Raw genomic sequence first — 11,778 nt, 5'->3', positions numbered from 1 at the left:
AGCTATTTTTGTGCCAACCGGGGATATTTTTACAGCCAAGATCAAGTCAGGCTGTTCTATTTGTATACTAAAGAAAGTTATGTGTATTGGTAGTATTTTTGTGAGCCTACAGGGGGCGAGGGATGTTGCGGAAAAATGGATACAGAGTACGACGTTTGGTATTGAGCTACGCAATTGCGTCTGGTCTTGCCCTATCGTTTTTTACTGGTGCGACCGAGCAGGTACCACAGGTTGTCTTATCACCATCTGCTCTCTCGGTGGAACAGAGTCGAACAGAACTGCTTGCGGCGCTGCCAAAAAATGTGGTGCCACACTATATGGAGACGCTGGCACCGTTGTATGCGGCCAACCAGATGCAGCCGATGTGGCAAGATAGCCAGGCAGTATTGCAATTTCAGCAACAGCTTGCTGAGTTGGCGATTTCCGGTATACAGCCGCAATTCACCGAATGGGTGAAATTACTCACCGATCCTGCAGTGAGGGATATGGCCCGTGATATTGTACTGTCTGATGCGATGCTCGGTTATCTGCAATTTGTCTCGTCAATAGAGGCCAATGGCAGCAACTGGCTGTATAGCAAGGTACCTTATAAATTGGCGGTACCGCAGAACCCGGTGATCAATCAGTGGCAGCTTGCTGTACAGCAAGGTAACACGCTGAGTTATGTTAATTCATTGGCTCCGCAGCATCCGCAATATGAGAGAATGCATCAGGCGTTGCGCGACATGCTGGCAGATAGTCGGCCATGGCCGGTGGTGCTCAATAAGGTCAGCTTGCGTCCTGGGCAGCAGAGTGATGATATTCCTGCATTGCGCGAGATCCTGAGCCGTACCGGCATGTTGACGGCACCCGCAGGGGAAGCCCCCCATTCTACCGAGGCTATTAACACCGTAGTGACTACGCCACCGGTAGTGGTTGATGACCTTTCGGTGGATGAAGAGAAAAACCGTGATGCGGCAGCAACCGTCGTCAGTCCGGCTATTGCATCGACTCAAGATTTAGCTTCTTCGACCAATACGCCAGCGCATCAGGCGAAGTCTGTTTCAGCAACAGATAATCGCTATACCGATGATTTGGTTGAAGGTGTCAAACGTTTCCAAACTTGGCAAGGGCTGACACCCGATGGGGTGATCGGTCCTCGGACCCGTGAATGGCTCAACGTTTCACCACAACTGCGTGCTTCATTGCTGGCGTTGAATATCCAGCGCTTGCGCATCTTGCCTGGGCATGTGGACACCGGCATTATGGTGAACATCCCTAATTATTCTTTGGTTTATTACATTAATGGTACTGAAGTGCTCTCTTCACCGGTTATTGTCGGCAGACCGAGCCGGAAAACGCCATTGATGAGTAGCGCGCTGAATAATGTGGTGGTTAACCCGCCATGGAATGTGCCAGTCAAGTTAATCCGCGAAGATATCGTGCCAAAAGCCATGCATGATCCTAGCTATTTCCAGAAGCATGGCTATCGCGTGTACTCCGGATGGAGTCATGATTCAGAAGCTATCGATCCGGCAATGATTGATTGGAGCATTACTTCTCCGCGTAACTTTCCTTATCGTATTCAACAGGAACCTGGCACCAGTAATTCGCTCGGGCGCTTCAAGTTTAATATGCCAAGTTCGGATTCTATCTATCTGCATGACACGCCGAACCGCGGTTTGTTTGCGAAAGATATTCGGGCGTTAAGTTCGGGATGTGTCCGTGTTGGCAAAGCCTCAGATTTGGCTAATATGCTACTGCAAGATGCTGGCTGGAATAACACACGGGTGTCATCAACGCTTAAACGGGGCAACACCACTTACGTCAATATTCGCCAGCATATACCGGTTCAGCTCTATTATCTGACTGCTTGGATCGCTGATGATGGCAAGCCGCAGTTCCGCACAGATATTTACGACTATGATGTGACAGTAAAATCCGGGGTGCAGATTTTGGCTCTGGCTGAGAAGTTGATGCAGTAATAACCCTTTCCCCAGTGGGGTATTTGATGGCCTGACTGGGGAACCGCTTTCTTAAACCCATGATACCTATCGGGGTGATAGGCCAGTCTGCTTTGGCCCCAACAGTTATGAGTTTGTTATACAGCTTGAATGGCAACACAGTGTGCCATTTTTTTTGTTAGAGCTTGTAAACGGCGGTGTATCGCGGGTTGACTCAGCTTGCGCGTGCGGTTATGGTGCTCACTGCTTGTATTTTTTATACCTAAGATGTTTCTGATTATACGCAAATGACGATATGAATCATCTTTGGTATATATTTTGAAATTATTACCGAGTTTAAAAAGGATTATGGACAAAATTGACCATCATCGCCGTAAATGGCTGGCGTTAGGTATGGCCACCATGGGCATCGCACTGCTCCCGGGGCAGGCGCTTGCCAGTTTTTCAACTGCTCGCCCGCGTATTCTGCTGTTGAACAACCTGAATACAGGGGAATCCATCAAGGCTGAATTCTTTGATGGCAAACGTTATAACAAAGCAGAATTGGTAAGGCTGAACCATCTATTCCGTGATTATCGCGCCAATAAAACGAAAACCATTGACCCGGGTCTGTTTGATCAGCTTTATCGCCTGCAGGTGATGCTGGGGACTAAAAAACCAGTACAACTGATTTCTGGTTACCGTTCACTAGAGACCAATAGTGAAATGCGTGAGCAGCGTCGCGGTGTGGCTAAACAGAGTTACCATACCAAAGGGCAGGCGATGGATTTCCGTATTGAGGGGATCCAATTGAGTAATATCCGCAAAGCGGCGCTGAAACTGCGCGCGGGCGGAGTAGGATATTATCCACGCAGCAACTTTGTACATATTGATACCGGCCCGCTACGCACCTGGTAATCGGCGCCTAACTCAAAAATACCCATCGCCATTCACGTTGCTGTTCTCCGGTAACCTGAATGGCGATGGGTTTATCGTTATTGGAGTGTTATGAAATACCACATTATTCCTGTCACGGCATTCAGCCAAAATTGTACACTGCTCTGGTGTGAGGCGACCAAACAGGCTGCCTTGATTGATCCGGGTGGTGATGCAGACAGGCTCAAGGCTGAAGTCGCCAAAATGGGGGTGCAGGTTAGTCAGATCCTGTTGACCCATGGGCACCTTGACCATGTGGGAGCCGCCGTTGAAATGGCACAACACTATCAGGTGCCTATTTATGGCCCCGATAAAGAAGATGCTTTTTGGCTGGAAAACTTACCTGAACAGAGCCGCATGTTTGGCCTTGAAGAGTGCCAGGCGTTTACCCCAACCCAGTGGTTATCAGAAGGGGACAGTGTGCAGATTGGTGAACATTCGCTGAATGTACTCCATTGCCCTGGCCATACACCGGGCCATGTGGTGTTTATCGATGCAAAATCTCGTCTGGCATGGGTAGGGGATGTGTTGTTTAACGGTGGTGTTGGCCGCAGTGACTTCCCACGCGGTAACCATGAGACGCTGATTAACTCAATCCGCACTAAATTATTGCCGCTAGGCGACGATATGGCGTTTGTTCCTGGTCATGGACCAATGTCTACCTTTGGTCATGAGCGCCAAACTAACCCCTTCCTGCGCTCAGAACCGGCCATTTGGTAACTGACTTAGCCAGTAAACAATTAACCAGCCGATAAAATCATATAAAATTAAAGTTAAGTTAAAACCAAGGGGGCGCATTTGCGCCCCCTTGGTTATTACAGTATGTTATTGCAGCGTGGTGCTTGTGGTGCTTATAGGACAGCCACAATGGCTTCACACAATGGCGCCATATTGTCTGGTGTCATGCCAGCAACGTTTACACGGCCAGAATTCACCGCATAGACACCAAATTCGTCACGTAGACGCAGCACTTGCTCTTTGGTTAATCCGCTGAAAGAGAACATGCCGTTTTGGTTGATAATAAAACTAAAGTCCTGCTCAGCGCCTTTCTCCTGCAAGGTATTGACGAACAACTGGCGCATACGGTGAATGCGCTGGCGCATATCGGTCAGTTCTTGTTCCCAGATAGCACGCAGCGCTTCATTACCTAGAATGGTGGCAACCACAGAAGCACCATGAGCGGGCGGGTTAGAGTAGTTGGCGCGGATTGCTGCTTTGACCTGGCTGAAAGCGCGGTCGGCAGTTTCAGCATCGGCTGCAACCAGAGTACAAGCACCAACACGCTCGTTGTACAGACCAAAATTCTTCGAGTAGGAGCTGGCAACCAGCAGTTCCTGATGCTTGGCGGCAAAAATACGCAAGCCTTGAGCATCTTCTTCCAGGCCTTTGGCAAAGCCCTGATAAGCGAAGTCAAACAGTGGTAACCAGCCGTTGGCTGCAGAGAGCTCAGCTAACTCTGTCCACTGCTGTTGAGTAGGGTCGATACCGGTTGGGTTATGGCAGCAGCCATGGAACAGCACCACATCACCAGCACGGGCTTGTTTCAGGCTATTGAGTAGACCAGCAAAATCCAGAGAGTGATTGGTGGCGTCGTAATAGTCATATTCCAGAACTTCGAGGCCAACCGCGGCAAAGACATTTTTATGGTTTGGCCAGCTTGGGTTACTGATCCAGATACGTTTGGCCGTGGTTTGGTTGGCGATAAAATCTGCCGCTACTCGCAGGGCACCAGTACCCCCCGGAGTTTGCGCGGTACGGGCACGCTTGCTGTTAATGATCGGGCTTTGCTTGCCAAACAGCAGTTCTTGGGTATAGAAGGCGAATTCAGGGATACCTTCGATACCTAGATAATTCTTGGTGGTTTCATTTTCCAGCAAGTATTGTTCAGCCTTCTTGACGCTGGTTAATACGGGTGTTTTACCGGTTTCGTCTTTGTAGACACCAATGCCTAAGTTAATTTTATTTGGGCGGGTGTCCGCACGGAAAATGTCAGTCAGACCCAGAATGGGATCAGCGGGTGCAGCGGTGATTTTTTCAAACATGTCAAATGCTTCCATGGCCTAGAGTTAAGCAGACAGAAACATTAGGTTAACGCCAGTTACGGGCTTTGCCAACTGTTTACCACAAAAACACCGTGATCTTGTGATGCGGATTGATTCAGCATAAAAAATAGCTGCAAAAGGGGGTATCGACGGTATAAAAAAGGTAACTTTCATTAAAACAAAAACAGGGCCGAAGCCCTGTTTTCTAACTTAACTGGCAACGTAAAGCTACCATTAAGTGTAACAACTTAGAACTGGTAAACCAGACCAGTTGCTACGATGTTGTCAGTAGTGATACCAGCAGCCTTATAAAAATCGCTGTCGTTGTCGTTCAACAGGTTGATTTTGTAATCAACATAGGTAGACATGTTTTTGTTGAAGTAGTAGGTAGCACCGATATCAACATACTTAACCAGATCGCGGTTATTATTAGCGGAGTCACCAACATCACGACCTAAGTTTCTACCTTTAGACTCAAGGTAAGCGATGGATGGACGCAGACCGAAGTCAAACTGGTACTGAGCAACCACTTCAAAGTTCCGAGTTTTGTTAGCAACCCAAGAGCTGTCATCACCAAACGGCGTCATATTGCGGGTTTCGGCATACATGGTAGCCAAGTAGACGTTATTAGCGTCGTATTTAGCACCAACAGTCCAAGCGTCTGCTTTATCACCATTAGCAATAGTAGAGTCTTTTTGCTCTAAGGTACGGTTAGAAGATGAATAAGCAGCACCGAAGCTTACACCGGTATCCATCAGAGCATAGGTAGTAGAAACACCTACACCATCACCATTTTGCTTTTTCAGCTCACGGTTTTCGTTTTTGCCTTGATATTGCAGAGCAAAGTTCCAGCCATCAACCAGACCGAAGAAGTCGTTGTTACGGTAAGTAGCCACACCGGTAGCACGCTGGGTCATAAAGTTGTCGCCGGCGGTATAAGTATCGCCACCGAACACTGGCAACATATCGGTCCAAGCTTCAACATCGTACACTACGCCATAGTTACGGCCGTAGTCGAATGAACCCAGGTTAGCAAACTTCAGGCCAGCAAAAGCCAGACGAGTTTTGTCGCCAGAAGTGTCTTTTTCAACACGGTCACCACGGAACTCATATTCCCAACGGCCGTAACCAGTCAGTTCGCTGTTGATTTGGGTCTCGCCTTTAAAGCCGAAACGCGCAAAAGTTCTGTCTCCGTCTTCGCTTTTATCGCTAGAGAAGGAATGGCGAGCATCAACTTTACCGGTCAGGTCCAGCTTGTTGCCGTCTTTGTTGTAGATTTCTGCTGCGTTAGCTGCACCGGCTGCCAACAGAGCTGGGATTACTACTGCAAGAATGTTGCGCTTCATCATCATTGTTACCCTCATTAGTGTTATTCGGACACCTGCCACTGCCGGCAATAATTCTTAGGGAACTATTGTTGCTAGATTGGTGTCGTCCTGTGTCTGCACGCAGTGTTCCATTCACGGGCTCGTTAATCTAGAGCGAAAGTGCTACTAATGTCGCAAATAGATTTCACAAAGAAACAATGTGTAACAGAATGTGTAATATAGGGAACTTTGTGACCTTGGTCAATAATAAAAAATGACAAAGGCCAGCATGGCTGACCTTTGAAAAGATAACGGATTGATTAAAAAGTAATCTATAGATAACTGAAATTAGAAGCTAGCATTGCGTGGAGTACGTGGGAATGGGATCACATCACGCACGTTTTGTACGCCGGTAACATAGGCGATTAAACGCTCAAACCCTAAACCAAAACCTGAATGGGGCACAGTCCCGTAACGGCGCAGATCACGATACCACCAATAATCTTCTTTATTTAGCCCCATCTCTGCCAAACGCTGATCCAGCACCTCAAGGCGCTCTTCACGCTGTGAACCACCGATGATTTCACCAATGCCAGGTGCCAAAACATCCATGGCAGCCACAGTTTTCCCATCTTCATTCATGCGCATATAGAAGGCTTTGATATCTTTCGGGTAGTTTTTGACTACCACTGGCGCTTTGAAATGCTTCTCAGCCAGATAACGTTCATGCTCAGATGACAGATCAATCCCCCAGGAAACCGGGTTTTCGAAACTTTGCCCGCAGGCAATCAGGATATCAATGGCCTCGGTGTAATCGACCTGGGCGAAGTCAGAACAGACAAAACGCTTTAAACGATCAACGGCGTCCTTATCCACTCTTTCAGCGAAGAACTGCAAATCGTCAGCGCGCTCGTCGAGTACTGCCTGGAAAACATACTTCAACATCTTTTCCGCCAGGCTGGCGACATCATCCAGTGTGGCGAAGGCCACTTCAGGTTCAATCATCCAAAATTCTGCTAGATGACGGCTGGTATTCGAGTTCTCGGCACGGAACGTGGGGCCGAAGGTGTAGATTTTAGACAGCGCGCTGGCATAGGTTTCGCCATTCAACTGGCCAGAAACGGTCAAGAATGCCTCTCTGCCGAAGAAATCCTGGCTGAAGTCTACTGCGCCTTTATCAGTACGTGGCAGGTTTTCCAGATCCAAGGTAGAAACCCGGAACATTTCACCGGCACCTTCAGTATCCGAAGCGGTAATCAGTGGGGTAGAAACCCAGAAATAACCGTTTTCGTGGAAGAAACGATGGATAGCTTGTGCCAGGGTATGACGAACACGTGTCACGGCACCGATCAGATTGGTGCGTGGGCGCAGGTGAGCCACTTCGCGCAGATATTCGATACTGTGGCGTTTGGCGGCCATAGGGTAGGTATCGGGATCATCAACCCAACCGACGACCTTGATGGCCGTGGCTTGTAGTTCAAAACTCTGGCCTTCGCCAGGGGATGCGACGACAGAACCGGTGACTTCAACCGAACATCCGGTGGTTAAATGCAGCACTTCATCCTGATAATTCGCGAGAGAGTGATTAACCACGGCCTGTAACGGGTCAAAGCAGGAACCGTCATAAACGGCCAGAAAGGAGATCCCGGCTTTAGAATCTCTCCGGGTACGTACCCAACCGCGCACGGTGACTTCACTGCCAACCTCGGCACGACCATGCAGTACATCGACTACAGGCACTACTGTCATAAATTTCTCTCTTATATATAGGTGTGGTTCACAAATAGTCATCCCCATCGTCTTGCCAGCAGCAGGAGGGGGTATTCATTATTTATTCGGCTCAGCCCACGCTGCCTTGGTTTGATAACCAGCGGCCTGGAAAACGGAGATATCACTATGTTACTTGCCGCATTATGGAGCACAAGCAGAAATCATCGCCATAACGCAACATTTGTTCAGTCACAGCAAAAGAGTGACATCAGCAAGATCTGTCGCTTCTATATATAGAAAGCGACAAGCAAGTCGTATTGGCTCACCCGTTGCTCCGTTAACTGGCTTTTTTTACCAATGGCAGAGCAAAGGCTTTGCGTAAGGCTTTTACAAATGCCGGGTCCTGGCAGATAGTTTTACCGGGGCTGTCTGACAGTTTGGCAACGGGCTTGCCTTTGCACTCAACCAGTTTGATCACAATATTCAGTGGGTCGACACCAGGGATATCACAAGTCAGGCGTGTACCGATACCAAAAACCAGATTGATGCGTTGATCAAAGTGCCGATATAGCACCAAGGCCTTATCCAGATCCAGGTTGTCGGAAAATACCAGTGTTTTACTCATGGGGTCGATACCTAGCTGCTGATAATGGGCAACCGCTTTCTCTCCCCACTCAACCGGGTCACCAGAATCATGGCGTAACCCTTGATAGTGTTGGGCAAACTGCAGACCAAAATCACGCAGGAAGGCATCCATAGTAATACAATCGGTGAGCGCAATGCCCAACTGGTCTGGATATTCGTCCAGCCAGACTTGCAATGCGACACGTTGGCTGTTGGCCAGAACCGGGCTTATCTGCTGATGTGCCTGGAACCATTCATGGGCTTGTGTACCTACCGGAGCCAAATCCAATTGATGAGCCAGATGGTAGTTACTGGTTCCCACCAGATAAGGGAACGCCTCTTTTAAGCTATGTACAATAGCGTACTGCACATCGCGGGAGAAGCGCCGGCGGGTACCAAAATCCATCAACTTGAAACGCGAGATATCAATATCACTACTGGCCTGTTTGAACAGCGTCAGTTTGCTCTGCAATTGAGTGACTGCCATCTCCGGTGTCACTAAGGGTGAACGGTGGCGATGGACAACCTCACTGATCACCGCCAGTAGCGGAACTTCCCACATAATTACTTCTTGCCAGGGGCCAGCGATACGGATCTGTAGATGACCATGGTGATCACTAATCGCTACTTGTTGCGGGTCATAACGAAAATCACGTAACCAGTTCAGGTAATCCGTGCAGAAAAAAGGAAGACCAGAAAGATAGCGATATTCAGCCTCAGTCAGTGCCAACTGGCTCATCATGGCAACCTGATGACGGAGCTCGTCGGCATACTCACCCAGTAATTCGTTGCCACGGCAACGGAACTCCGCAGCGACAGTAACGTCAGGGTAACGGTGGAACACTGCTTGCTGCATATGAAGTTTATAGGCATCAGTATCAAGCAGTGAAGTCAAAATCGGGGAGGCGTATAGAGTCATAGCGCGTTACAGCATCCTCGTCAGGCGCATGTCCAAAACCGGATAAGCAAAAAAGTGTTGTGAAGTATACCCGGATTATCCTGTTATTGAAGCCTCATCACATCACAAATGGCAGGTGTTGGTCGAGGATTAAATAATGTCTTTATTATGTGTAGCATTCGTTGTGGGGGAAACGGCTAAATAGACAACTTGAATGGTGAGTACAGGCTTCTGATGTTTTTTGCCCCGGCTCCTGCCAGTAATCCGAACCGTTTAGGGGATAAAACCCTGACTGGTATAGATACTGACCCGGTTTCGACCGCTTTTTTTACAGTAGTAGAGCGCTTCATCAGCTTGTTTAATGGCTGAAGCGAGCCCCTCAATATTGTTAACGGAAGCGATACCACAACTGATGGTAAAACGTACCCGCTTACCGGTTGGCAGTTCTAGGCAGAGTTGTTCAGCCAACTCACGGAGTTGATTCATCAAGCGGGATGCCTCTTCCTGAGAACATCGGTTGAGCAACACTGCAAACTCCTCGCCACCGTAGCGGCAAAAAATGTCGCTGGCGCGGAAATGGTTGCGTAATAGTTCAGCGAACATCACCAACACACGATCACCAATATCATGACCATAAGTATCGTTGAGCCGTTTAAATTTATCGATATCAATCAGACAGAATGTATGGGGATAGCTGTTGGCAGGCAGTAAATTGTATTCGATAAAAAATTTGCGACGGTTATAAATATTGGTGAGCGGATCAAAGAACGATGAAAGCTCAAGATCTTTGATTAATTGATGTTTTTCCTGCTCGAGTGCCAGCTTTACCTGATTGTACTGCTTCAGTTGGGTGACTGCATCGTTGATAGCCACCAGTTCTTGGCTATAAAACACCTCATTATTATCGATGCTTGTATCACCTTTAGACAGACGTAGAATATTGTTATGCGTTTTTGTCAGCCACCGAGTGATTCTTGAGCAGAAAATCAATAGCGGTAACAAAACAAACAAGATGATAAGCCCCGTTAGGGCGATTAAACCATAAATAGTGGTCTGGCTGTGGTACAGCTTATTTTGCGTGGCGGCAATTTGCAGCTCAAAACTGCGCTGATAAAGCGGTTGAGAAAGTTGGTTGATTTCGTTGATGTATTGATAAATGGAATCAGCGTTATAACTGCTATTGAGATCAATCGCTTGGTAGAGACCTTGAGAGATATAGTTAAGTTGATCACTTGAAATGTGTTTTTTTATGCTATCAACTAAGCTAGATATTTTCGGGTCATTGTAAGTCTGTTCAATAAAGGTCAAGCGGGTATTAAGCGATTTGATAACCCCGGTTAATTGGATGGCCTTAAGGTAAGCATCTTTACGTTCCAAGCTACTGAGGTTGACATCGATAATCTGATCAATTAATTCAGTCAGGGACAGCGTTAAAAGGTTATTGAAAGAAATAGACTCGATAAACAACAGTGATTCTGCATTGATCATTTGGGGATCATAACTATATTGGTAAAAGGCTTTATTGGCTTGAACGATGTAATAGGCACTGTTGATATTGAAAAGATGAGCCGTGGCGGGATTATTGCTCTGTAAAATCTGCTGTACATCATTATCCAGTAATTTTTCTAGCAGACTAATCATCGACAGTAGGGTGAATTTTTGATTAACACTTTGAAAATTTTGGTTTTTATGTTCAGCGTGTGATTTCATGATGGCTATTTTATCATGAGCCTGTTCATCAGCATCCCGCCATTGGGCTTCGGTAATCGTCTGGTTGATCTGACTGAGTCTTTTTAATCGGTGAGCCGATAGTACAGCCTGGAATGCTTCAGAAATATCTTTAGTTCGCTGGAGTTTATAGAGGTTGCTTTCATTTTGAACGTAATGGGTATTTGCTATTCGTAGTGCATTGAAAACAAATAGGGAAAAACTCAGCATAATGGCAAAGGTAAATAGATAGATTAGGTATTTTACTTTCATGCCAGCCTGCTTCCCCACAGAATAACCGGCTGACTATAACATTGTGCTTATTGGCTTGTCCCCATAATTGTACTGATGCCAAATTGAGGAATAGATAATATCCTTAGCCATCCCCTCATATGAGCAAGGCATGGCAAGGCTTCTGAGGTATGATCTCCGTTCTTGACCAGCTAATAGCGAGCAGACAGCCTCCATGCTTAACCACGAAATAATTCTTAACCACATTGATGACATATTCGGACAGGACATGCATGCCAAGCGTGTCTTGTCGCTCGCCAATGCAACCCACGGGGTTATTGAGTCGGGGTCATTGGCCATCCATGCCATTGGCAATGGCCTCTCTTTGGCCAGCGGCCTTG

8 protein-coding genes and 1 pseudogene are annotated in these 11,778 nt (G+C 47.4%); 4 read left to right on the top strand and 5 right to left on the bottom strand.

Features of this window, described 5'->3' with window-relative positions; translation table 11 throughout:
- Positions 1-122: 122 nt before the first annotated feature.
- The 3 genes from ldtD (at position 123) to IO95_RS18575 (ending at position 3,578) form a co-directional block, all read left to right on the top strand.
- Positions 123-1,964 carry a L,D-transpeptidase gene (gene ldtD, locus IO95_RS18585; RefSeq protein ID WP_023489329.1) on the top strand — a complete coding sequence of 614 codons (1,842 nt, stop codon included), beginning with the start codon at positions 123-125 and terminating at the stop codon, positions 1,962-1,964.
- A gap of 327 nt (positions 1,965-2,291) precedes the next feature.
- Positions 2,292-2,840, top strand: a complete 549-nt coding sequence (locus tag IO95_RS18580) for a YcbK family protein (RefSeq protein ID WP_023489328.1) — start codon at positions 2,292-2,294, stop codon at positions 2,838-2,840.
- A 90-nt stretch (positions 2,841-2,930) separates the two neighbouring features.
- Entirely contained in the window at positions 2,931-3,578 is a 648-nt protein-coding gene (locus tag IO95_RS18575; RefSeq protein ID WP_023489327.1) for an MBL fold metallo-hydrolase, read from the top strand.
- A 131-nt stretch (positions 3,579-3,709) separates the two neighbouring features.
- Here IO95_RS18575 and IO95_RS18570 read toward each other — a convergent pair whose 3' ends face one another.
- From IO95_RS18570 to IO95_RS18550, 5 genes are all read right to left on the bottom strand, one after another.
- Positions 3,710-4,900, bottom strand: coding sequence for an amino acid aminotransferase (locus IO95_RS18570; RefSeq protein ID WP_023489326.1), 1,191 nt, complete (start codon positions 4,898-4,900; stop codon positions 3,710-3,712).
- A gap of 248 nt (positions 4,901-5,148) precedes the next feature.
- Complete coding sequence (gene ompC / locus IO95_RS18565; RefSeq protein WP_023489325.1) at positions 5,149-6,249, bottom strand: porin OmpC; 1,101 nt, start codon at positions 6,247-6,249, stop codon at positions 5,149-5,151.
- 306 nt (positions 6,250-6,555) lie between these two features.
- The gene (asnS, locus tag IO95_RS18560) at positions 6,556-7,956 is read right to left on the bottom strand and encodes an asparagine--tRNA ligase (protein ID WP_023489324.1); all 1,401 of its coding nucleotides are present in this window, start codon (positions 7,954-7,956) and stop codon (positions 6,556-6,558) included.
- A gap of 298 nt (positions 7,957-8,254) precedes the next feature.
- Positions 8,255-9,460: a nicotinate phosphoribosyltransferase gene (gene pncB, locus IO95_RS18555; protein ID WP_023489323.1), complete on the bottom strand. Its 1,206-nt coding sequence runs from the start codon at positions 9,458-9,460 to the stop codon at positions 8,255-8,257.
- A 252-nt stretch (positions 9,461-9,712) separates the two neighbouring features.
- Complete coding sequence (locus tag IO95_RS18550) at positions 9,713-11,419, bottom strand: GGDEF domain-containing protein (RefSeq protein ID WP_037386526.1); 1,707 nt, start codon at positions 11,417-11,419, stop codon at positions 9,713-9,715.
- Between the two features lie 193 nt (positions 11,420-11,612).
- On the opposite strand from IO95_RS18550, the pseudogene IO95_RS25340 reads away from it, so the two are divergent.
- Positions 11,613-11,778 (top strand): annotated as a pseudogene (locus tag IO95_RS25340) (IS4 family transposase); the annotation flags it as partial.

Source organism: Serratia sp. DD3 (genome assembly GCF_000496755.2).
The sequence above is the reverse complement of the archived record's forward strand: the minus strand, read 5'-3'. Positions and strand labels throughout refer to the sequence as shown.

What these genes read in the sequence shown, in the direction of transcription:
- IO95_RS18550 (WP_037386526.1), bottom strand. Translation starts at nt 11,419, where the DNA reads ATGAAAGTAAAATACCTAATCTATCTATTTACCTTTGCCATTATGCTG.
- IO95_RS18580 (WP_023489328.1), top strand. Translation starts at nt 2,292, where the DNA reads ATGGACAAAATTGACCATCATCGCCGTAAATGGCTGGCGTTAGGTATG.
- IO95_RS18575 (WP_023489327.1), top strand. Translation starts at nt 2,931, where the DNA reads ATGAAATACCACATTATTCCTGTCACGGCATTCAGCCAAAATTGTACA.
- asnS (WP_023489324.1), bottom strand. Translation starts at nt 7,956, where the DNA reads ATGACAGTAGTGCCTGTAGTCGATGTACTGCATGGTCGTGCCGAGGTT.
- ldtD (WP_023489329.1), top strand. Translation starts at nt 123, where the DNA reads ATGTTGCGGAAAAATGGATACAGAGTACGACGTTTGGTATTGAGCTAC.
- IO95_RS18570 (WP_023489326.1), bottom strand. Translation starts at nt 4,900, where the DNA reads ATGTTTGAAAAAATCACCGCTGCACCCGCTGATCCCATTCTGGGTCTG.
- pncB (WP_023489323.1), bottom strand. Translation starts at nt 9,460, where the DNA reads ATGACTCTATACGCCTCCCCGATTTTGACTTCACTGCTTGATACTGAT.
- ompC (WP_023489325.1), bottom strand. Translation starts at nt 6,249, where the DNA reads ATGATGAAGCGCAACATTCTTGCAGTAGTAATCCCAGCTCTGTTGGCA.